Raw genomic sequence first — 20,658 nt, 5'->3', positions numbered from 1 at the left:
AAGTTGGCCTCATTTCGACCACGAAAGCAATAGGGTTTCCAGCTCAAAGCGGCAGTCAGCCGACGACGCTCCAGGCGATGGCGACGAGGGCGAGCGCGCCCACCCACATGGCGCCGAGGCGCAGCGCCGAGCGGCCCGCGGCGTACTTGCCGAGCGTCTCCACCGACGTCGGCGACAGGGGCAGCCCGCGCTCCAGCGCCGCCTCGAGGTCGCGCGACAGGCGGTCGACGCGCTCGGCGAGCTCGGGCGCCTGGAGCGCCGCCCGGGCGATGGCGCCGGCGGCCTCCTGCGCCCGGCGGAGCGTCGCGCTCGGCCCGAGCTCGGCCACCATCCAGTCGCGCACCACGGGCTCTGCGGCGCGCCACATGTCGAGCTCGGGGTCGAGCGAGCGCGCCACGCCCTCCACCACGACCATGGTCTTCTGCAGCATGATGAGCTGCGGTTGGGTCGCCATCTCGAAGAGGTCGGTGACCTCGAAGAGGTGCGCGAGCAGCCGCGACATGGAGATGTCCGCAGCCGTCGCGTCGCGGATCGGCTCGCCCACCGCGCGCAGCGCCTGGGCGAAGAGGTCGACGTCCTGGCCCTGCGGCACGTAGCCGGCGCGAAAGTGCACCTCGGCGACGCGCCGGTAGTCGCGGCGGATGAAGCCGTACAGGATCTGCGCCAGGAAGCCGCGTTCCTCCTGCGACAGCCGGCCGGTGATGCCGTAGTCCACCGCGACCAGCGTCCCGTCGCTCTCGGCGAACAGGTTCCCCTGGTGCATGTCGGCATGGAAGAAGCCGTCGCGCACGGCATGGCGCAGGAAGGTCTGCAGGACGTGCCGGCCGAGCTCAGGCAGGTCGTGCCCCGCGCCAGCGAGCGAGGCGACACGCGACAGCTTGATGCCGTTGATCCACTCCATGGTGAGCACGGTCCGCGCGGTGCGCGACCACTCCACGCGAGGGACGCGGAAGCGCGGGTCCTCCAGGGTGTTCTCCGCCATCTCCGACATCGCAGCGGCCTCGAGGCGCAGGTCCATCTCGAAGCGCACCGACGCGGCGAGCGTGTCCACCACCGCGATTGGCCGCAGCCGCCGCGATCGGCGCACGTGCCGCTCCAGGAAGCGGGCGGCCACGTAGAACGACTCGAGGTCCTTCTCGAAGCGGCGAGCGACGCCGGGGCGCAGCACCTTCACGGCGACGTCTCGCGTGCCGTCGCGGTCGGTGAGGCGGGCGCGGTAGACCTGGGCGATGGAGGCGGCGGCGACGCACTCGCCGAACTCGGTGTAGAGCTCCGCGATGGGCCGGCCGAGCGCCTCGGCGATGGCGCGGTGCGCCGCGGCATCGGGCACGGGAGGCACCTGGTCCTGCAAGGCCGCAAGCTCGCCGGCGACCTCCTCGCCCACGACGTCGGCGCGCGTGGCGAGGAACTGGCCGAGCTTGATGTAGGAGGGCCCCAGCCGATCGAGCGCCCTCGACAGGCGCGCGGCCATGTCCTCGCGTCGCGCTGAGCGCCGCTCCACGGTGCGCGCGAGCCGCACCGCGAGGCGCGCGGAGGGCGGCGCGTCGTCGAGGGGCACGATGGCGAACACCCCCTCGCGCGCCAGGATGACGCCCGCCCGCAGGAAGCGCCAGTAGGGCTTCAGCGCCATCCGCGCGCCGTCAGAGCTTGAAGGCGGAGTGGATCGCCGCGACGCCGCCGGACAGGAGCCGCACCTTCACGGCGCCGAACCCCGCGCGCTCGATCTCGGCGGCGAAGCGACCCGGGTTCGGGAACGTGCGGATGGACTCGACGAGGTAGCGGTAGGGCTCCGCGTCGCCGGCGATGGCGCGGCCCATCGCAGGGATCGCACGGAACGAGTAGGCGTCGTAGAGCGCGGCGAGCCCCGGCACGTCGACACGGCTGAACTCCAGGCACAGGAAGCGGCCGCCGCGCCGCAGCACGCGGTGCGCCTCGGCAAGCGCCACGTCGCGCCGGGCGACGTTGCGGATGCCGAAGGCGATCGTGTAGGCGTCGTGCGAACGGTCCTCGAGGGGAAGCGCCTCGGCGTTGGCCGCCACGAAGCGGCACGGCGTGGTCGGCCGCAGCCGCCGCGCGTCGCGCCGCGCCCCGACGGCGAGCATCTCCGGGCTGATGTCGGCCACGGTGACGGCGCCGCGCACCTCGATGCCGCGGGCGACGCGGAAGGCGACGTCGCCGGTGCCACCCGCCACGTCGATCACCCGGTAGACCGTGCGCGGCCGCCGCGGTGCGCCGAGCCAAGCCACCATCGCGTCCTTCCACGCCCGGTGCAGTCCGCCGGACATCGCGTCGTTCATCAGGTCGTAGCGGCTCGCCACGCGGTCGAACACGCGGTTGACGAGGCCCTGCTTCTCCTCGACCGGCACGGTGCGGAAGCCGAAGGACGTTTCCATGCCGGAGCCTTTCGTGTCACCCGAGGCGAGACATAGCTTGGCGCCGGGGCGGCGGCCACAGAGAGAAGGGACGCATGCCGGAGCTGCCCGAGGTGGAGACCGTGCGCCGTGGGCTCGCGCCGGTGCTCGAGGGGTCCGAGCTCGTCAAGGTGTCGCTCATGCGGCCGGACCTGCGCTTCCCCTTCCCCGAACGCTTCGCCGAGCGGCTCGAGGGACGGCGCGTGGAGGCGCTGGGGCGACGCGCCAAGTACCTTGTCGGCTGCCTCGACGACGGCACCGCGCTCATCGCCCACCTCGGCATGTCCGGCTCCTTTCGCGTCGAGGGCCGCGAGCCCATCGGCGCGTTCACCTACCCGCGGGGCAGGATCGCGGCCCACGACCACGTGACGTTCACGCTGCCCGCCGCCCGCGTCGTCTACAACGACCCGCGCCGCTTCGGCTTCATGACGCTCGCCGACGCGGACCGGCTCGACGCCCACCCCTATTTCGCGCACCTCGGGATCGAGCCCGTCGCCGGCGCACTGACGCCGGACGCCCTCGCCGCCGCGCTCGCCGGCAAGCGCACGCCGCTGAAGGCCGCCCTCCTCGACCAGCGCGTCATCGCCGGGCTCGGCAACATCTACGTCTGCGAGGCGCTGTGGCGGGCCCGCCTGTCACCGCGCAGGCTCGCCACCGCGGTCGTGCGGCGGGACGGCTCGGCCGGCACCCGGGTCGCCCGCCTCGCCGCTGCCATCGTGGCGGTCATCGAGGAGGCGATCCTCGCCGGTGGCTCCTCGCTCAGGGACTACGTGGCGGCGGACGGCTCGCCCGGTCGCTTCCAGCACACCTTCGCGGTGTACGGGCGCGAGGGCGACCCCTGCCCGCGCCTCACCTGCGCCGGCGTCGTCGCCCGCATCGCCCAGTCGGGGCGCTCCACCTTCCATTGTCCGGTTTGCCAGCGCTGAGGCGACGGCGACGCCGCGCCCGGAAGCTCCGTCGTCCGGTGAGGCTCGCGCCGAAGGTCCGACGCCTCAAGGCACGCTGCGCTCTTCGGCCTTGACCCGTCGGACCTTCGGCGCGGTCCTGAGGATGTCGGCTCCGCCGGAATGTCGCTTCAAAGGAAGACACGCCTCCGGCGGGTCTTCCACCGGAATGGTGGAGGGGCGCCGTACCCTACCCGACGCTTGGCGTGCGCCGTCGGCGTGGCGTACCGTGTGGCGAAGGCGGGAGGGCGAATGTCACTGGCGGCATCGACGGGATCCAACGTCTCGCTGGCCCGGCGGGCGTGGCACATCCGGCGCCATGCGCTCAGGATGGCAAGGGTCCAGGGACAGGGCTACATCGGCCAGGCGCTCGGCATCGCCGACGTCCTCGCGGTCGCTTACTTCCACGCGCTGACCTACCGGCCGTCCGACCCCGAGTGGGAGGAGCGTGACCGGTTCTGCCTTTCCATCGGGCACTATGCCATCGCGCTCTACGCGGCGCTCGTCGAGGCCGGCGTCCTGCCGGAGGAGGAGGTCGAGACCTACGGCATGGACGATTCGCGCATGCCCATGTCCGGCATGGCAGCCTACACGCCCGGCATGGAGATCACCGGCGGCTCGCTGGGCCACGGGCTCGGCGTCGCGCTCGGCATGGCGCTCGGGCTCACGCGCAAGGGCAGCGACGCGTTCGTCTACAACCTGATGTCGGACGGCGAGCTCGGCGAGGGCTCCACCTGGGAGGCGGCGATGGCGGCCGCGCACCACGGCGCGGGCAACCTCGTCGCCATCGTGGACTTCAACGACCAGCAGGCGGATGGGCCCTCCACCAAGGTGAGCTCCGCCGAGCCCGTGGCCGACAAGTGGGCGGCCTTCGGCTGGCACGTGGAGCGCGTCGACGGTAACGACCTCGATGCGCTGGTCGCAGCCTTCGACCGGGCCCGCGCGCTCGCCGAGCCGCGGCCGCGCTGCATCGTCGCCGACACGCGGATGTGCCGCGGCGTGCCCTTCCTCGAGGCGCGCGAGGTCAGCCACTTCGTGCGCGTCGCGCCGGACGAGTGGGACCGGGCCCTCGCCGTCCTCGACGCGGAGCGCCCGGCGTGAGCGCGCGCGACAAGTACCGGCCGCGCCCGCCGCGGCCCGGGGGCGCGGCGACGTCGGCGATGATCGCGTCCCTCGATGCCGAGGGGCGCACGACGCGGGACGCCCCGTTCGGCAACGCCCTGGCGGCGCTCGCGCGCGAGCGGCCTGAGGTCGTCGGACTCACCGCAGACCTTGCGAAGTACACCGACCTCCACGTGTTCGCCGAGGCGCACCCGGACCGCTTCATCCAGATGGGGATGGCCGAGCAGGCGATGGTCTCAGTGGCTGCCGGGCTCGCCCGCGAGGGGTTCGTGCCGTTCGCCACCACCTACGCGGTGTTCGCCTCGCGCCGCGCCTACGACTTCATCGCCATGGCGATCGCGGAGGAGGCCCTGCCGGTCAAGATCTGCTGCGCGCTGCCTGGCCTCACCACGGGTTATGGGCCGAGCCACCAGGCGACGGAGGACGTCGCGATCTTCCGCGGGCTGCCGAACCTTGCCATCGTCGACCCGTGCGACGCGGTCGACATCGAGGGCGCCGTCAACGCGATCGCGGACCACCCGGGCCCGGTCTACATGCGCCTCCTGCGCGGGAAGGTGCCCGTGGTCCTGGAGGAGTTCGGCTACCGCTTTCAGTTCGGCCGAGCGGCGATGCTGATGGACGGCGCCGACGTCCTCTTCGTCTCGTCCGGCTTCATGACCATGCGCGCGATCGACGCCGCGCGGCGCCTCGCCGAGGACCGCGTCGCCGCAGCGGTCCTCCACGTGCCTACCATCAAGCCCCTCGACGAGGCTGCCATCCTCGAGGCCTGCCGAACTTCCGGCCGCCTCGTGGTCGTCGCCGAGAACCACACGAGGGTTGGCGGGCTCGGCGAGGCGGTCGCAACGCTCCTCCTGCGCTCCGGCGTCACCCCGGCGTTCCGCCAGGTGGCGCTGCCGGACGCCTTCCTCGACGCCGGCGCACTGCCGACCCTCCACGCGCGCTACCGACTGACCCCCGACGCCATCGCGCAGGACGTGAAGGCCTGGCTCGACGAGGTGCCCCATGCTGCTTGACGGCCGGACCGCGATCATCACCGGCGCAGCGGGGGGGATCGGCCTCGCGACCGCGCGTCTGTTCGCCCAGCACGGCGCCCGCGTCGCCGTCCTCGACCTCGATCAGGCGCGCAGCGAGGCGACCGCGGCGGACCTCGGCGGCGAGGCCGTCGGCATGGCGTGCGACGTCACCGACCGGGACGCCTGCCTGCGGACGGTCGACGGTCTCATGGAGCGCTGGGGCCGGATCGACGTCCTCGTCAACAACGCCGGCATCTCCCGCAAGGTGCCGCTGATGGACATCACGCCGGAGGCCTACGAGGAGATGCTCGCCATCAACCTCAAGGGAGCGTTCTACATGTGCCAGGCGGTGGTGCCGACGATGCGCGCAGCCCGTCGCGGCTCGATCGTGAACATCGCCTCGGTGGCGGGACAGCGCGGCGGCGGCGTGTTCGGCGGAACGCACTACGCGACGTCGAAGGCGGGGCTCCTCGGCCTGACCAAGGGCGTGGCGCGGGAGTGCGCGCCGGACAACGTGCGCGCCAACGCGGTCTGCCCGGGCTACATCGCCGGGACCGGCATCATCGCCGAGGTGCTGCCGGCCTCGGTCATCGAGTACGTGGAGGCGGCGACCCCCATGGGCCGCGCCGGCACGCCAGAGGAGGTCGCCGGCCCGTGCCTGTTCCTCGCCTCTGACCTGTCGAGCTACATGACCGGCTCGGAGGTCGACGTGAACGGCGGCTCCCTCATCCACTGAGCCGCCAGTGGCGGAAGTTCAGTGGCGGAAGTGGCGCATGCCGGTGAGGACCATCGCGATCCCCGCGGCGTCGGCGGCGGCGATCACCTCGCCGTCGCGCACCGAGCCGCCGGGCTGGATCACCGCCACCGCCCCCGCCCTCGCGATCGCCTCGAGGCCGTCCGCGAAGGGGAAGAACGCGTCGGACGCGGCGACGGCGCCGATCGTGCGGGACGTCGCCTCGCCCGCCTCGCGGGCGGCGTCCTCGGCCTTCCAGGCGGCGATGCGCGCGGCATCGACGCGGCTCATCTGGCCGGCGCCGATGCCCACCGTGGCGCCGTCCTTGGCGTAGACGATGGCGTTCGACTTCACGTGCTTCACCGCGCGCCAGGCGAAGGCGAGGTCGCGCCACTCCCCCTCCGTCGGCGCGCGGCGCGTGGCGACGCGGGTGTCGGCCGGCAGGACGCCGGCGTCCGCCTCCTGGACGAGAAGGCCGCCCGAGACCGAGCGGACCACCGTCCCGCCGGGCTCCGGCAAGGCCTCGACGAGGAGGACGCGGAGGTTCGCCCTCGCAGCGAGGACGGCGAGCGCCTCGTCCGACGCACCGGGCGCGACGACCACCTCGGTGAACACTGCGCCGATGGCCTCGGCGGTCGCGCGGTCGAGCGGCCGCGACAGGGCGACGACGCCGCCGAACGCCGACACGGGGTCGCACGACCGCGCCTTCTCGTAGGCCACCTGCAGCGAGCCGGCGACGGCGATGCCGCAGGGGTTGGCGTGCTTGACGATGACCGCCGCAGCGTCCGAGGCGAAGTCGGCGACGGCGAGGATGGCCGCGTCCGCGTCGGCCACGTTGTTGTAGGAGAGCGGCTTGCCCTGGACGACCCTCGCGCCGGCGATCCCGCCGCCACTCGGCGCGCGGTAGAACGCGGCCGCCTGGTGCGGGTTCTCGCCGTAGCGCATGGCGGTGAGGCGCCGGCCACCGAACGCGCGCCACACGTGGTGGTCGACGTCGACGTCATCCGCCGCGGTGAGCGCGCCCAAGGCACCGGCCACCGCCGCGTCGTATGCAGCGAGGCGAGCGAACGCCTTCGCCGCGAGCCGGCGTCGCAGCGGCAAGGGGACGGCGCCCCCGTTCCCCTCCAGCGCAGCGGCCACCGCCTCGTAATCCTGAGGGTCCACGACGACGGCGACGTGGGCGAAGTTCTTCGCCGCGGCGCGCGTCATGGACGGGCCACCGACGTCGATGGTCTCGATCAGCGTCGCGGGGTCGGCGCCGGCCTCCACTGCCGCCTCGAACGGGTAGAGGTTGCAGACCACGAGGCCGATGGGGACGATCCCCTGGGCGACGAGCGTGGCGGCGTGCGCCTCGCGCGACAGGTCGGCGAGGATCGCACCATGGAGCCGCGGGTGCAGCGTCTTCACGCGGCCGTCGAGCATCTCAGGCGTGCCGGTCACCGCGGCGACCTCGATCACCTCGAGGCCCGCGTCGGCAAGGGCGCGGTGCGTCCCGCCGGTGGAGACGAGCTCGAAGCCGAGCGCCGTGAGGCGGCGGGCGAACGGGACGAGCCCGTCCTTGTCGGACACCGACAGGAGGGCGCGGCGCACCGGCGCAGCGGTCATGGGATCTCCTCGGAGGGGTCCGCCAACGGCTTGGCGTGCTCGGCGATGTGCCAGCGCACGGGCGCATCGGTCAACGTGTCGGCGGCGATGACGAGCTGCGTCGTGCGCCGGACGCGACGGTCCTCGCCGAGGCACACGCTGTCCTCCAGCGCGAGCGGTGGGCCGGCGTCGACGCCGAACATCCAGATCGCACCGTCCGGCAAGGTGAGGAGGGCGCGTCGCCGGCCCTTCTCCAGCCGCGCCCTCACCGTGGGGCCGAGGTGGAAGCGGATCGCGGCAGGCAGGCCGTCGCGTCGATCCTGACCCACCAGCCGGTCCTCGCCGTCCAGCCACAACCCATCGGACGACAGCACGACGCGGCGGGTGTGGACGAGGCCGAACCTTGCGCGGTACCCGTCGTGGGAGGCGGCAACGGCGAGGCGATCGCGCTCGACGCTCACCGTGCTGGGTCCGTCGTAGATCGCTGGGCCGAGCCAGCGTGCCAGCGGCCAGCGCGAGACGAAGGACGCGCACGACGTGTCGGCGACGGTGAGGGTCGACTGAGCGGCCGTCGCTCGCGCCGCGTCCGACCATGCGGGACGCGCGAGGCCGAGCGCTCCACAGCTCACCACGAGGCGCGTCGCCCCGTGCGAGAACTCGAACGCGAGGGGCGAGGCGTGCGCCCGGTCCGCGTAGGGCGGAGGCGGGGGCCGCCCAGTGTCGAGGAGGACGACGGAGCGTCCTGCGGCGAGGCGCTGGAACCCCACGTGCCGCGCGTTCGTCGGCGGTCGGGCGGCCACGTCGTCGAACGCGAACAGCACCTCGAGGTCGGACGGGCACACCGGCGCCGCGCCGTGGAACGCGGCGAGCCCGCCGTCGCCGTGCCGGAAGAAGCGCACCATCGGCATCATCCGGTCGATGGCGTCCGACAGGGGGCCGGGCACTGCGACCTGCCGGCGCCGCAGCGCCTCGCGCAGGGGGATGAGCACGGCGAGGGCGTCGACGAGCGCGTCCGGCCGGCGCGAGGCGTGCCCGCCGTCGGGCAGGACGTCGTGCTCCAGGCTCAGCGCGACCTGACCCAGCGCCCATCCCATGAGCCGGGCTTCACCGGTGAGGACGGCGCCGGCCGTCGCGAGGGTCGCGGCCACCTTGAGGCGCGCCGAGCCGTGGGGCATCGCCGGCAGCGCTCGCTCCAGCCGGCGCATGTGCCGACCGAGCCCCCGCAGGTGGCGCTCACGGAAGTCCGGATCGGCACCGTTGATGAGGAGCGGCGACTGGACCAGCCAGTTGCCGAGCCGCTCGGCTGCCACCGCAGGGGCCTGGGCGACGCCGCCGCGCGTTTCCACGGCGAACCACTCGTCCACCAGCGCACGGGCGTTCGAGGAGCTGAGCGCCGTCGCGTTCGCCTCGAGGTGGTGCAGCCAGGAGAAGCCGTGCAGCGCCTCGGCCCATGCCGACGACGGCGGAGGAACGGCGAACGGTGAGCGTCCGCCCGCGTCCACGACTTCGCCGGCGAGGACGAAGACGCCGGCATAGATGTCGGCTGCCACCGTGGGGTCGGCGGAGGCGAGCGTCTCCGGCGCAAACAGGACGCGCTGCGGCGTGACGGACCGCGGACGGCGCCAACGGGCCGGGCCAAGCGCACCGGCGATGCGCTCGCCGGCGCGGCGGAGGGCGTAGGCAAGGAGCGTCCGGCGCGTCGTCGGCTTGGCATCGAGTTGGGACAACGCGGTTCCCCGGCGGCACCACACCTCGCTAACGCCAGCGGCCCCGTCGCAGCAACGGCTCAGGCGGCGCGGAAGCGGGCGGCGAAGAAGCCGTCGAGCCCCTTCGGGCCGCCATCGCCGACGACCATGTGCGGCAGCGTCCGCACCGTGCCCTCGGACGTGGCAAAGGTGGCGGCCGGCCCCTCGGCCACCGGCTCGGGCGCCAGCCCCGGCAGCGCCTCGCGCACGAAGGCAAGGTGCGCCTCGCCCTCCTCGGGTTCGATGGAGCACGTGGCGAAGACCAGCATCCCGCCCGGCGCCAGGCAGTCCGCCGCACGGCGCAGGAGGTCGCGCTGCAGCCCGGCAAGCGCGGCGACGTCGGCGGCGGACTTCGCCCAGGCCGCGTCCGGCTGACGGCGCAGCGTGCCCGTCGCCGAGCACGGAGCGTCGAGGAGCACAGCGTCGTAGCGGCCCGTCGCGGCGCGCGCGTCGCCGACGACCACCTGGACGCGGTCGCCCATGCGCGTCCTTGCAAGGTTTTGCGATAGCCGCACGGCCCGGGCCTCGTCCACCTCGAGGGCGGTCACGCGAGCGCCGGCCGCGGCGAGCTGCATCGCCTTGCCGCCGGGCGCCGCGCACAGGTCGAGCACCGTGCGGCCGGCGACATCGCCGAACAGCGTGACCGGGAGCTGCGCAGCGACGTCCTGCACCCACCATCCGCCCTCGGCGTAACCCTCCATGGCGGTGACGTCGCCGCGCGGCACGCGCGCACCTCCGGTCGGCAGCGCGGTGGCGTCGGCAGGCCGCGAAACGTCGGGCCCCGCGAAGGCGAGGTCGAGCGCCGGCTCCTCGCGGTGCGCAGCGGCGATGGCCGCCGCGGTCGCCTCGCCCCACGAGCCGACCCAGCGCCGCCACAGCCAGCCTGGCGTGTTGGCCTCGACGGGGAGACGTGCCAAGAGCCCGTCGCGCTCCCCGACGAGCCGGCGCAGCACCGCGTTGGCGAGGCCGGCGAAGCCCCCGCCAGCCGGCGAGGCCTTCAGCAGGGCGACCGCGACGTTGACCGCCGCGTGCTCGGCCTGCCGCATGAAGAGGAGCTGCGCTGCCGCTGAGCGCAGGATCGAACGTGCCTCCCCTGCGCGCCGCGGCAGCGGGCGCTCCATCAGCCGGGAAAGGCACCAGTCGATGTCGCCGCGACGCCGCACGGTCGCCCGCGCGATGGCCCTCGCGAGCGCCGCGTCGCGCGGTTCGAGCAGCGCGTCCCCGACCGACGCAAGCGCGTCGGCGAGCGTCGCGCCCCCCTCGCAAACCGCCTCCACGACGCCGGCAGCGACGGCGCGCGGATCGGCACCGATCGCGCGGCGCCGCGTGCGAGCCCGCGGCGCGCGCTGCGCCTGGGACATCACTTTGTCCGCAGGCCAGCGCGCCGCGCGGTCAACTCCAAGGACCGCGCGACTTGCGTGCGCCGCGCGCGCCGCGCGCGCCGCTCCACTTGCCCCCCTCGGTGCGCCGCGCGGGCGCGTTGCCCGCCCAGGGACCGCGCGGCGCGGCGGAGGCGCTGGACGAGCCGAGGCGCAACGGCTCGCCGGCATACTCGGCGGCGAACTCGCGCAGCGCTGCGACGCGGTTCTGCGTGTTGGGATGGGTCGAGAAGAGGTTGTCCATCCGCGCCCCGGACAGCGGGTTGATGATGAACATGTGCGCCGTCGCGGGCACCGCCTCGGCCTGCTCGTTGGGCACGCGGCGGCCCTGCTCGAGGCGCTGCAGCGCGGAAGCGAGCCACATGGGGTTGCCGCAGATCTCCCCACCCCGGCGATCGGCGGAGTACTCGCGGGTGCGCGAGATCGCCATCTGGACGAGCATCGCCGCGAGCGGAGCGACGATCATCGTCACGATCAGGCCGACGGCGCCGAGCGGGCTGTCGCGCCGGCCGAACAGGAAGGCGAAGTTGGCGAGCATGGAGATCGCGCCGGCGATCGTCGCCGTCACCGTCATGATGAGCGTGTCGCGATGCTCGACGTGGGCGAGCTCGTGCGCCATGACCGCGGCGACCTCCTCGCGGCTCATCAACTTGAGGAGGCCGCGCGTCGCCGCCACCGCAGCGTTCTGCGGACTGCGGCCGGTGGCGAAGGCGTTCGGCTGGTCCTCGTCGAGGATGTACACCTTCGGCATCGGCAGCCCGGCGCGCTCGGCAAGGTCGCGTACCAGGCCGTAGTACTCCGGCGCGCTGCGGGCATCGACCTCTCGCGCGTTGTGCATGCGCAGCACGAGCTTGTCGGAGTTCCAGTAGGCGAGGGCGTTGGTGGCGACGGCGACGCCGAAGGCGACCACCATCCCCTGCGGCCCGCCAATGAGGTAACCGACGCCCATGAAGAGCGCCGTCATGGCCGCGAGCAGCATCGCGGTGCGCAAGATGTTCATCGCCGGCCTCGCGGCCTCCCTAACATTCCGGTCGAGATATTTGGCGCAGCCAGGGCAACTTCAACGGCGCGGCGATCAGCCGGTCGCGCCTTGGGCCGGCGGCACCCAAACGAGGACGACGAAGGCCGGCCGGTCGGCGATGCGCCCGATGGGGCCGAGCCGCACCGTCTTGGTCGGCCGCGCGCCGACGCCCTGGTAGACGCGCATGGCGGCGGCGGCGGTGGTCGACGCCTCGGTGCGCCAGCGCTTCTTGCCGCGGCGCACCACCTCGTCGCCGAGCCAGTGGAGGAGCGCGGTGCCGATGCCGCGCCCGCGGGCGATGGGCTCCACCTTGAAGCCCTCGAGGTAGAGCTCGTCCGGGTGTCCGCGCCGCAGCGTCGCCTCGGCGAGGAGCCATCGGACCGTGCCCGCGAGCGGGCCGAAGTGGGCGCGGAAGCGGGAGGGGTCGGGCCACACGGACCCCTCCCCGTCCATGCGGTAGGAGATGCAGCCCGCGATCTCGTCGCCGACGATCGCGACGCACAAGCGGTCCTGGCGCAGGCGGTTGCCGACGACGGCGCGGCGCACGTCCTCAGGGCCGACGACGTGCTTCAGCGTCGCACGCTGGGCCACCGAGTAGGCCGCGACGTCGGCAGCGATCGCGTCGGGCACGGGCGAGACCAGCATCCAGTCCGCGCCGCGGCGGACGATGCACTGTTCGGGGACGAGGCGGGTGTCGACGGGCATCATTGCTCCGTGTGCGCGATCGCGATGCCATGCGCGCGACTCGGGGCGGCAAGGTTAGCGATCATGCCCTGCCTCGCGGTCGATGGCGAGGAGGCGCGGCGCGTCCAGCGAGAAGTCGGACGCCTTCCACAGCGCTTCGAGGTGGGCGAGGCGCGCGCCGAGTTCGGGCCCCGGTGCACCGCCTTGGCGCAGGAGGTCGCCGCCCGTGACGGGGAGGCGCGGGCGATGCCAGCGACGCGCGGTCGCGACGAGGCGCTCGTGATCCTCGAGGATCACGCCCCATGCCAGCGCGATCGTGAGGCCGTCGACGAACGCCTCGGCGCCGTGCTCGTAAAGCAGCGCGTTCGTCTGCGCTGCCGAGCGCGGCGGCATGGCGCGTGCCGCGACGAGGGCAGCGAGGGCGCGCGCCCGGTCGCGGCGGGACAGCTTGAGGGCGTCGGCGCCCCTCGCTGTGGCGTCCTCGTCGAAGCCGACCAGCGCAGAGAGGCCGAGCGCAGGGGTCAGCGTGCGGCCGATGCTGGCCTCCGCCGCCGCGAGCGTGCCGACGGCGCGCGCGTCGAAGGGGCCGGGCAGGACGAAGTCGAGGAACCCCTCCTCGCCGATCAGCGACAGGACGGCCGTCGCCCCGTGCGCCGGAAGGATGCGCAGGAGCTCATGACGGATGCGCTCCACGGCGAGCGTCGCGAGCCGTGCCTTGTGCCGCCGCGCTGCCGCGAGGCCGTCAACGTCGAGCGCACCCTCACCGTAGATCGCATGGAAGCGGAAGAGGCGCAGGATGCGCAGGTGATCCTCGAGGATGCGCGCATCCGGATCGCCGATGAAGCGCACGCGGCGGGCGAGGCAGTCCGATCGACCGCCCACCGGGTCGAGGCCCTTGCCGTCGCGGCCGAGGTAGAGCGCGTTCATCGTGAAGTCGCGGCGCTGGGCGTCCTTCGCCCAGTCCGTCGTGAAGCGGACCGTGGCGCGACGGCCGTCGGTGGACACGTCCTCACGCAGCGTCGTGACCTCGTGGGGCGTCCCCGCGGCGACGATCGTCAGCGTGCCGTGCTCGAGGCCCGTCTCGTGGACGGCGAGGCCGGCGCGGGTCGCGGCCCCGGCGACGACGTCGGGCGGCGCCTCGGTGGCGACGTCGACGTCCGCCACCGGCTCGCCGAGAAGCGCGTTGCGGACGGCGCCGCCGACGACGCGCGCGGCGCCGACGCCCTCGAGCGCGTCCAACAGCGCGACGAGCCCCGGCGCGTGCAAGAAGTCGGCCTCAAGGTGAAACGTCTCGCCGCCCGAGGTCGTGGCGTCCGTCCCCGTCTCGTCCACCTCGAGCCCCTCCTGGGTCGCCGCGCCGGGCGCGCGCACCGTCAGCGCGGCTCGAAGCGCCCGGGCACGAAGCGGCCGTCGATGGTGTGCGCCGGGACGTACTCGCCTTGGTGGTCCTCGCGCACGAAGGCGAAGTAGGCGAAGCCGGCGATGACGAACAGTCCGCCGAGGATGACGAGGACGAACAGCGGCCGGCGCATGTCGGCGACCGCCGCGCCGGTCCATCCATGGGTCGCAACGCGGTAGACGAAGAACCCGATGAACGGCAGTGCGAAGAGGATGAGTTGGGTGACGACGACGCGGATCATTGCTCGTAAAGGCGCTCACTCACCAGCTTGAAGATGCCAGCGGTGACGCCCCACACGCGACGCTCGCCGACCATCGTCTCGTAGAACCGGCGGGGCGCGCCGTCGCGGTCAATGACCAGCTCGCGCCGATGGGCCGCATCCATGACGCGGTGCCACGGCGCGACGAACGCGTCCGCCACCTCGCCAGGCTCAGGGCGCAGCACGACCGGGCGGGTGACGAGGGCGATGACCGGAACGATGAAGTATCCGGTGCGCGTCAGGTAGGGGTCGGTCAGACCGAGGACGCGTAGTGCGGCCGGCGGCAGCGCCACCTCCTCGTGCGCCTCCCGCACCGCGGCGGCGGACGGCGTCTCACCGGGCTCGATCTTGCCGCCCGGCAGTGCGACCTGGCCGGCATGGGCGGACAAGTGCGCCGCGCGCTGGGTGAGGACGACGCAGAGCTCGCCGTCGGCGCCGTCGCCGAGCGCGACGAGGACGGCCGCCTCCCGCGGCGGCGGTTCGTCGCGCGGGGCGGCAAGGTGCGGGTTGAGCAGGTGGTCCCCGAACACCGGCGCATCGGCGGGCAAGACACCCTCGGGCGGGCGCAGGGTCGCTGCCCGCTTCAGGAGCTCGGCGACGTCCGGTCGCTTGAGGTCTGGCGCGTGGATGCGAAGGTCGGCGCGAGCGTCGTCTGCCGCGGGTGCGGCCACTGGGGCCCGTCCGTCCACCGTGCGCCTCAGCGGGGTGCGCCGAGCGGGAAGACCGTTCCGCCGCTCGCCACCGCGAGGCCCCCGTCCGGCGTCTCGTGCGCGAGGTCGGCGAGCTCCAGCGCGGCGGCGCGGGTGAAGCGCGCGTCGAGCCCGCCGCGCACCCTGACGTAGGGCACGAAGCCATCGTGCTCGGCGCGCACCGTGTGGATCGGATGGTCGGGCCCGACCGCCACGACGTCCCCGACGTTGGTGCGCACGGTGAGGATCGCGTCCTCCCCCTCCCCGTCCTGCGCAAGCTCGACGGCCTGGAACGGCGCGTCCTCGACCTCGATGGAGACCTTCTCCACCGGCGTCACGAGCACGAAGCCGCCGTCCGCCTCGCGTCGCAGGATCGAGGCGAACAGGCGCACCAGCCGCTCGCGCAGGATCGGCGTGCCGTTGTAGTGCCAGGCGCCGTCAGCGGCGATGCGCATGGGGATCGCCCCGCAGTCCGGCGGGTCCCACTTGTCCACCGGAGCGGCTCCCCCGCCGAGCTCGGCGGCCCGCGCGATCAGCGCTGCGAGCGGGCTCGCCGGGCTCTCGTGATCGTCCTCGACCTGCGCCACCGGACCGCAGCCCCCCGTTGCATCGTCGCGCCCGTACGGGCAACGCTGTGCGATAGCTAACGCAGTCCGGCGACGGTGCCAAACCATGACGAAATGGTTAGGCGACGGGATGGAGGCCTTTCTGTTCAGTAGGTCCGGGTCGCACCGACGCCTTCGCGGGGTGCTCGCCACAAGATGCGGCCTCGAGCTGCCGGGCAACCCAAGGCGGCACGGCGTATGCAGGCACGAGCGTCAGCCTACGCAGTGACGCGCCGGGCGAGGCGGTTCGGGCGCATGGGGGATTCTGGATGAGCGTCGACGGTGTGATCGAGCGCGAGGGCACCTCGGACGAGGTGGCCGTCATCGAGGCGGCGGTCCGCCGGCTCGGCGAGGCGAAGGGGGAGATCGAGCGGATCATCTTCGGCCAGGGCGACGTCGTGGAGCGCTCGCTGATCGCCGTGCTGTGCGGCGGGCATGCGCTCCTCGTCGGAGTGCCCGGGCTCGCCAAGACGCGGCTCGTGGCGACGCTCGGGACGGTGCTCGGCCTCACCGAGAACCGCATCCAGTTCACCCCGGACCTCATGCCGTCCGACATCCTCGGCGCCGAGGTGCTCGAGCAGTCGCAGGCCGGCGAGCGCGCGTTCCGCTTCATCAAGGGTCCGGTGTTCGCCCAGCTCCTGATGGCGGACGAGATCAACCGGGCCTCGCCGCGCACCCAGTCCGCGCTTCTGCAGGCGATGCAGGAGGGGTTCGTGACCGTCGCGGGCGAGGCGCACGACCTGCCGACGCCGTTCCACGTCCTTGCAACGCAGAACCCGCTCGAGCAGGAGGGCACCTACCCGCTGCCGGAGGCGCAGCTCGACCGCTTCATCATGCAGGTCGACGTCGAGTATCCGGACCGCGACGCGGAGCGGCGCATCCTCCTTGAGACGACCGTGCGGCCGGAGGTCGAGCCGACCCGGATCCTGTCGCGCGACGAGCTTGTCAACGTTCAACGCTTGGTGCGGCGCATGCCGGTCGGCGAGAGCGTCATCGACGCGATCCTCGACCTCGTGCGCTCGGCGCGTCCGGAGGAGAACCAGGCGGTGCTCGGCGTCGTGGCCTGGGGACCGGGCCCACGCGCCAGCCAGTCGCTCATGCTCGCGTGCCGCGCCCGCGCCCTGCTGCAGGGGCGCCTTGCGCCCTCGCGCGAGGACATCGTTGCGCTCGCCGAGCCGGTGCTCCAGCACCGCATGGCGCTGACCTACGGGGCGCGCGCGGAGGGGCGCACGATCAAGGGGATCATCCGCGAGCTGGCGGACCGACTGTAGTGTTCGAGAGGTTCCGCGCCGAGCCGCAGGAGGCCGGACCTGGCGTGGCGATGCTGGCGGCGAGGGAGGCCGCGGCGAACCTGCCCGACCTTCTGGTGGAGGCCAAGCGCGTCGCCGCGACCGTCGCAGCGGGCTGGCACGGCCGCCGCCGCGCCGGCACCGGGGAGACCTTCTGGCAGTTCCGCCCCTTCGACTTCGGCGAGCCTGCCCGGCGCATCGACTGGCGCCGCTCGGCCCGCGACGACACCCTCCTGGTGCGCGAGCGGGAGTGGGAGGCGGCGCACACGGTGCTCCTGTGGGTGGACCGGACGGCCTCCATGCGCGCGCGCTCCCAGCTCGCCCTGGCCTCCAAGGAGGAGCGCGGCGTCGTCCTCCTCCTTGCCCTCGCTGAGCTCCTCGGCCGCGGCGGCGAGCGGATCGGCCTGATCGGTGGCCCTCCGGCCAGCGCCCGGCGCGACGCGGCGGACCGGATCGCGCAGGCGCTCGTTGACACGGCGCGCGACGCGCGCTCCCAGCCCGTGTTCGGATCGACGCGCCGGCACTGTGACGTCGTCCTCATCGGCGACTTCCTCGACCCGATGCCGGATTGGGCCGAGACGTTCGCGACGCTCGCAAGCCTCGGCGCGAGGGCCCACCTCGTCCAGGTGCTCGACCCGGTGGAGGAGCGCTTCCCGTTCGGCGGACGCAACCGCTTCGTGGATCCGGAGTCCGGCATCGCCTTCCTCGTGGGGAAGGCGGAGGCGTGGCGGACCGGCTACGTGGAGATGCTCGCCGCGCACAAGTCCGCGCTCGCCCAAGAGGCGAAGCGGCTCGGCTCGACGTTGACGGTGCACCACACGGACCGCCCTGCAGCGCCTGCGCTCCTTTCGCTCAGCGGGCTCCTGTCGGGCCACCTCGACCGGGTGGCCTGATCCTTGGCATGGACCGGACGCGCGCCGCGGAGGCTCCCGTGAGGACCGGCCTGCGTCCGTGCGGACGAGCCGTCTTCGCCGCTCTGGACTGGCAGGGGGCCGGTCCACGCTCGTCCGCGCGCGAGCAGGGCGCGGGCCCTGATGGAGTGACGTCATGACAGCGCTCGCGTTCGCCAGCCCGGCGGTCCTGTGGGCGCTGGCGCTCCTGCCCGTCCTGTGGTGGCTCATGCGCTCCACGCCACCGCGGCCGCGGGACGTCACCTTCGCGCCGACGCGCCTGCTGCTTGCCATGACGAAGCGCGAGGAGACCCCTTCGCGCACGCCTTGGTGGTTGATGGCGCTGCGCCTTCTCCTCGCCGCGCTCGTCATCATCGCGCTCGCGCAGCCCATCTTGCGGCCGCAGGCGACGCCGGTGGCGGGCGACGGTCCGGCCCTCATCGTCGTCGACAACACGTTCGCGGCCGCCGCCGACTGGGCGGACCGCGTGAGCGTCGCCGAGCGGCTCGTCGCCGAGGCCGAGGCAGCCGACCGCGCGGTCATCCTCGCGCCGACGGCGGACGCGTCCGCGCCCCTCACCGGCCGCAGCCCCCAGGAGGCGCGCGACGTCCTGCGCAGCCTGACACCACAGCCATGGACCGCGCAGCGCGGCGCGTTCGCCGAGCGTCTGGCCGAAACGTCCGTCGGCAGCGCGGCCTGGCTCGCCGACGGGCTCGCCTCGGACGACGACGCCGCGTTCTACGCCGCGCTCGACGCGGCGAGCGCGGCTCCCGTGCGCCTCTTCCTGCCGGAGGCCGGCGGGCTCATCGGCGTCACCGCGGTCGAGGCGACCGCCGACGGCATGCGCGTGTCCCTCGTGGCGGACGCCCATCCGGGCGCGCTGGCGCGCACCGTGCGGGCCGTCGACGCCAAGGGCTTCGTGCTCGCCGAGGCACAGGCCAGCTTCGCGGCGGGCGAGGCGGTGGCGCTCGTCGACCTCGACCTGCCCACCGAGCTGCGCAACGACGCGCTACGCGTCGCCGTCGCGGGCGAGCGCACCGCCGCGGCGGTGCGCCTGCTCGACGAGAGGTTCCGCCGGCGCACCGTGGGCCTCATCTCCGGCGGCCGCGCCGAGCAGGAGCAGCCGCTGCTGTCCCCGCTGCACTACCTGCGCGCCGCGCTCGCCCCGTCCGCCGACCTCCGCGAGCCCACCGCGCAGGACCTGCCGAGCGCCATCGACGAGCTCATCGACGCCGGCACCTCCGTCATCGTCCTCGCCGATGTCGGCACGTTGCTCCCGTCGACGCAGGACGCGCTCGCCCGCTGGATCAATGCGGGCGGCGTTCTCCTCCGCTTCGCCGGACCGCGCACGTCCGACGGGATGGACGACCTGTTCCCCGTAGAGCTGCGACCCGGCGCGCGGACCCTCGGTGGCACCTTGTCCTGGGACGATCCACAGCCCCTTGCCTCGTTCGCGCAGGACGGCCCGTTCGCCGACCTTGCGGTGCCCGACGACGTCACGGTGCGCCGTCAGCTCCTCGCCGAGCCGTCCCTGGCACTCACCGAGCGCACCTGGGCCGCGCTCGCCGACGGCACGCCGTTCGTCACCGGCCGCGCGATCGGCGCCGGATGGGTCGCCTTCGTCCACGTCACCGCCGACACGAGCTGGTCGACGCTGCCGCTCTCCAGCAGCTTCATCGAGGTGCTGCGCGCGCTCGTCGAGCTTTCGATGGCCGGGCCTCGGGGGCAGGGCGATGAGGGACCGGCGCTCACGCCGTACCGCGTGCTCGACGGTGCCGGTCGGCTCGTCGCGCCAGGACCCAACGTGGAGCCGGCGTCCGGGGACGTGGAGGTCGGGCCGCGCCATCCGCCGGGGCTCTACGGGGCCGACGGCGCGTTCCGCGCGATCAACCTCCTCGCCGAGGACGACACCATGACCGCCGTCGATCCGGCGATGTTCGCCGGCGCCGCCGTAGCGCGCTATACGAGCGAGGGTCCGACGGAGCTGAAGGGTCCCCTGATGACGGCCGCCGCCGCCCTGTTCGTCGCCGATGCGCTCGCCATCCTCCTCCTCATGGGCGCCCTGTCGCGTCGCATCGTGGCCTCGCTCGCCGTAGCCGTCGTCGGCATGGCCGCGCTTGCGCCACGCGCCGAGGCGCAGGACGCCGTCGACTTCGCCATGCGCGCCTCCCTCGACACGCGCCTCGCCTACGTCTCCACGGGCAACGCCGAGGTCGACCGCGTGTCGGAGGCCGGGCTGCGCGGCCTCAGCCAGGCGCTGACGGCGCGCACTGCGGTGGAGCCGGCCGAGCCCATGGCGGTCAACCTCGAGGCCGACGAGCTCGCCTTCTTCCCGCTGATTTACTGGCCGGTGATGGCCGACGCGGAGCGCCCGTCGGACACCGCCATCGCGCGCGTCGACGCCTTCATGAAGAACGGCGGCACGATCCTGTTCGACACTCGGGACCAGTCCGGCGCGGTCGCGCTCGACGCCGCCTCCCCGGCGACCTTGGCGCTGCGCCGCATCCTCGACGGGCTCGACATCCCGGCGCTGGAGCCCGTGCCCGACGACCACGTCCTCACCAAGACGTTCTACCTGGTCGACGGCTTCCCGGGTCGCTGGACCGGATCGCCGCTGTGGGTGGAGGCGCTGACCACCCAGGCGGTCGACAACCGCCCGGCCCGCGCGGGCGACGGCGTGTCGCCGATCCTCATCACCGCCAACGACCTTGCTGGCGCGTGGGCGGTCAACGTGTCCGGCGGCTTCCTGCTGCCGACCTCGCCAGCCGACCCCTACCAGCGCGAGCTTGCCTACCGTGCCGGCATCAACATCGCGATCTACACGATGACCGGCAACTACAAGGCTGACCAGGTGCACATCCCGGCGCTCCTGGAGCGCCTCGGGCAGTAAG

Annotated in this window: 18 protein-coding genes; 7 read left to right on the top strand and 11 right to left on the bottom strand. The window is 73.5% G+C overall.

The window, feature by feature from the left end:
* Nucleotides 1-55: 55 nt before the first annotated feature.
* Nucleotides 56-1,630: a 2-polyprenylphenol 6-hydroxylase gene (gene ubiB, locus ACOOE8_RS12165; protein ID WP_420391720.1), complete on the bottom strand. Its 1,575-nt coding sequence runs from the start codon at nucleotides 1,628-1,630 to the stop codon at nucleotides 56-58.
* A 10-nt stretch (nucleotides 1,631-1,640) separates the two neighbouring features.
* On the bottom strand, nucleotides 1,641-2,393 hold the full coding sequence (locus tag ACOOE8_RS12160) for a class I SAM-dependent methyltransferase (protein ID WP_420391719.1): 753 nt from the start codon (nucleotides 2,391-2,393) through the stop codon (nucleotides 1,641-1,643).
* 74 nt (nucleotides 2,394-2,467) lie between these two features.
* Between ACOOE8_RS12160 and mutM the strand changes: the two genes are divergently transcribed.
* The 4 genes from mutM to ACOOE8_RS12140 all read left to right on the top strand — a co-directional run bounded on the left by mutM (nucleotide 2,468) and on the right by ACOOE8_RS12140 (nucleotide 6,226).
* Nucleotides 2,468-3,337 carry a bifunctional DNA-formamidopyrimidine glycosylase/DNA-(apurinic or apyrimidinic site) lyase gene (gene mutM, locus ACOOE8_RS12155; RefSeq protein WP_420391718.1) on the top strand — a complete coding sequence of 290 codons (870 nt, stop codon included), beginning with the start codon at nucleotides 2,468-2,470 and terminating at the stop codon, nucleotides 3,335-3,337.
* Between the two features lie 270 nt (nucleotides 3,338-3,607).
* Nucleotides 3,608-4,456 carry a transketolase gene (locus ACOOE8_RS12150; RefSeq protein ID WP_420391717.1) on the top strand — a complete coding sequence of 283 codons (849 nt, stop codon included), beginning with the start codon at nucleotides 3,608-3,610 and terminating at the stop codon, nucleotides 4,454-4,456.
* A 59-nt stretch (nucleotides 4,457-4,515) separates the two neighbouring features.
* Nucleotides 4,516-5,490, top strand: coding sequence for a transketolase family protein (locus tag ACOOE8_RS12145; RefSeq protein ID WP_420394701.1), 975 nt, complete (start codon nucleotides 4,516-4,518; stop codon nucleotides 5,488-5,490).
* Entirely contained in the window at nucleotides 5,480-6,226 is a 747-nt protein-coding gene (locus tag ACOOE8_RS12140) for an SDR family NAD(P)-dependent oxidoreductase (protein ID WP_420391716.1), read from the top strand. The genes ACOOE8_RS12145 and ACOOE8_RS12140 overlap by 11 nt, the downstream gene beginning before the upstream one ends.
* An 18-nt stretch (nucleotides 6,227-6,244) precedes the next feature.
* Here the strand turns inward: ACOOE8_RS12140 and purH are convergent, their stop codons facing one another.
* The 9 genes from purH to ACOOE8_RS12095 form a co-directional block, all read right to left on the bottom strand.
* Entirely contained in the window at nucleotides 6,245-7,828 is a 1,584-nt protein-coding gene (gene purH, locus ACOOE8_RS12135) for a bifunctional phosphoribosylaminoimidazolecarboxamide formyltransferase/IMP cyclohydrolase (RefSeq protein WP_420391715.1), read from the bottom strand.
* Complete coding sequence (locus tag ACOOE8_RS12130) at nucleotides 7,825-9,534, bottom strand: heparinase II/III family protein (protein ID WP_420391714.1); 1,710 nt, start codon at nucleotides 9,532-9,534, stop codon at nucleotides 7,825-7,827. Before ACOOE8_RS12130 ends, purH begins: the two co-directional genes overlap by 4 nt.
* 59 nt (nucleotides 9,535-9,593) lie before the next feature.
* The gene (locus ACOOE8_RS12125) at nucleotides 9,594-10,913 is read right to left on the bottom strand and encodes an RsmB/NOP family class I SAM-dependent RNA methyltransferase (protein WP_420391713.1); all 1,320 of its coding nucleotides are present in this window, start codon (nucleotides 10,911-10,913) and stop codon (nucleotides 9,594-9,596) included.
* 31 nt (nucleotides 10,914-10,944) lie between these two features.
* Complete coding sequence (gene htpX / locus ACOOE8_RS12120) at nucleotides 10,945-11,931, bottom strand: zinc metalloprotease HtpX (protein ID WP_420391712.1); 987 nt, start codon at nucleotides 11,929-11,931, stop codon at nucleotides 10,945-10,947.
* Nucleotides 11,932-12,006: 75 nt separating this feature from the next.
* On the bottom strand, nucleotides 12,007-12,657 hold the full coding sequence (locus ACOOE8_RS12115) for a GNAT family N-acetyltransferase (protein ID WP_420391711.1): 651 nt from the start codon (nucleotides 12,655-12,657) through the stop codon (nucleotides 12,007-12,009).
* A 54-nt stretch (nucleotides 12,658-12,711) separates the two neighbouring features.
* Complete coding sequence (locus tag ACOOE8_RS12110) at nucleotides 12,712-14,007, bottom strand: CCA tRNA nucleotidyltransferase (protein ID WP_420391710.1); 1,296 nt, start codon at nucleotides 14,005-14,007, stop codon at nucleotides 12,712-12,714.
* Between the two features lie 2 nt (nucleotides 14,008-14,009).
* Complete coding sequence (locus tag ACOOE8_RS12105; RefSeq protein ID WP_420391709.1) at nucleotides 14,010-14,276, bottom strand: DUF6111 family protein; 267 nt, start codon at nucleotides 14,274-14,276, stop codon at nucleotides 14,010-14,012.
* The gene (locus ACOOE8_RS12100; protein WP_420391708.1) at nucleotides 14,273-14,965 is read right to left on the bottom strand and encodes an NUDIX hydrolase; all 693 of its coding nucleotides are present in this window, start codon (nucleotides 14,963-14,965) and stop codon (nucleotides 14,273-14,275) included. The genes ACOOE8_RS12105 and ACOOE8_RS12100 overlap by 4 nt, the downstream gene beginning before the upstream one ends.
* Nucleotides 14,966-14,991: 26 nt before the next feature.
* Nucleotides 14,992-15,570: a DUF1285 domain-containing protein gene (locus ACOOE8_RS12095; protein WP_420391707.1), complete on the bottom strand. Its 579-nt coding sequence runs from the start codon at nucleotides 15,568-15,570 to the stop codon at nucleotides 14,992-14,994.
* Nucleotides 15,571-15,857: 287 nt separating this feature from the next.
* Between ACOOE8_RS12095 and ACOOE8_RS12090 the strand changes: the two genes are divergently transcribed.
* The 3 genes from ACOOE8_RS12090 to ACOOE8_RS12080 all read left to right on the top strand — a co-directional run bounded on the left by ACOOE8_RS12090 (nucleotide 15,858) and on the right by ACOOE8_RS12080 (nucleotide 20,657).
* Nucleotides 15,858-16,859 carry an AAA family ATPase gene (locus ACOOE8_RS12090; protein ID WP_420391706.1) on the top strand — a complete coding sequence of 334 codons (1,002 nt, stop codon included), beginning with the start codon at nucleotides 15,858-15,860 and terminating at the stop codon, nucleotides 16,857-16,859.
* Nucleotides 16,859-17,770: a DUF58 domain-containing protein gene (locus ACOOE8_RS12085; protein WP_420391705.1), complete on the top strand. Its 912-nt coding sequence runs from the start codon at nucleotides 16,859-16,861 to the stop codon at nucleotides 17,768-17,770. The genes ACOOE8_RS12090 and ACOOE8_RS12085 overlap by 1 nt, the downstream gene beginning before the upstream one ends.
* A gap of 154 nt (nucleotides 17,771-17,924) precedes the next feature.
* Nucleotides 17,925-20,657 (top strand): DUF4159 domain-containing protein, encoded by a 2,733-nt coding sequence (locus ACOOE8_RS12080; RefSeq protein WP_420391704.1) that lies wholly within the window; start codon nucleotides 17,925-17,927, stop codon nucleotides 20,655-20,657.
* Nucleotide 20,658 lies beyond the last annotated feature (1 nt).

It is taken from the genome of Acuticoccus sp., assembly GCF_965213555.1.
Classification (GTDB): domain Bacteria; phylum Pseudomonadota; class Alphaproteobacteria; order Rhizobiales; family Amorphaceae; genus Acuticoccus.
The sequence above is the reverse complement of the archived record's forward strand: the minus strand, read 5'-3'. Positions and strand labels throughout refer to the sequence as shown.

What these genes read in the sequence shown, in the direction of transcription:
- ubiB (WP_420391720.1), bottom strand. Translation starts at nt 1,630, where the DNA reads ATGGCGCTGAAGCCCTACTGGCGCTTCCTGCGGGCGGGCGTCATCCTG.
- ACOOE8_RS12160 (WP_420391719.1), bottom strand. Translation starts at nt 2,393, where the DNA reads ATGGAAACGTCCTTCGGCTTCCGCACCGTGCCGGTCGAGGAGAAGCAG.
- mutM (WP_420391718.1), top strand. Translation starts at nt 2,468, where the DNA reads ATGCCGGAGCTGCCCGAGGTGGAGACCGTGCGCCGTGGGCTCGCGCCG.
- ACOOE8_RS12150 (WP_420391717.1), top strand. Translation starts at nt 3,608, where the DNA reads ATGTCACTGGCGGCATCGACGGGATCCAACGTCTCGCTGGCCCGGCGG.
- ACOOE8_RS12145 (WP_420394701.1), top strand. Translation starts at nt 4,516, where the DNA reads ATGATCGCGTCCCTCGATGCCGAGGGGCGCACGACGCGGGACGCCCCG.
- ACOOE8_RS12140 (WP_420391716.1), top strand. Translation starts at nt 5,480, where the DNA reads ATGCTGCTTGACGGCCGGACCGCGATCATCACCGGCGCAGCGGGGGGG.
- purH (WP_420391715.1), bottom strand. Translation starts at nt 7,828, where the DNA reads ATGACCGCTGCGCCGGTGCGCCGCGCCCTCCTGTCGGTGTCCGACAAG.
- ACOOE8_RS12125 (WP_420391713.1), bottom strand. Translation starts at nt 10,913, where the DNA reads ATGTCCCAGGCGCAGCGCGCGCCGCGGGCTCGCACGCGGCGCCGCGCG.
- htpX (WP_420391712.1), bottom strand. Translation starts at nt 11,931, where the DNA reads ATGAACATCTTGCGCACCGCGATGCTGCTCGCGGCCATGACGGCGCTC.
- ACOOE8_RS12115 (WP_420391711.1), bottom strand. Translation starts at nt 12,657, where the DNA reads ATGCCCGTCGACACCCGCCTCGTCCCCGAACAGTGCATCGTCCGCCGC.
- ACOOE8_RS12105 (WP_420391709.1), bottom strand. Translation starts at nt 14,276, where the DNA reads ATGATCCGCGTCGTCGTCACCCAACTCATCCTCTTCGCACTGCCGTTC.
- ACOOE8_RS12090 (WP_420391706.1), top strand. Translation starts at nt 15,858, where the DNA reads ATGAGCGTCGACGGTGTGATCGAGCGCGAGGGCACCTCGGACGAGGTG.
- ACOOE8_RS12080 (WP_420391704.1), top strand. Translation starts at nt 17,925, where the DNA reads ATGACAGCGCTCGCGTTCGCCAGCCCGGCGGTCCTGTGGGCGCTGGCG.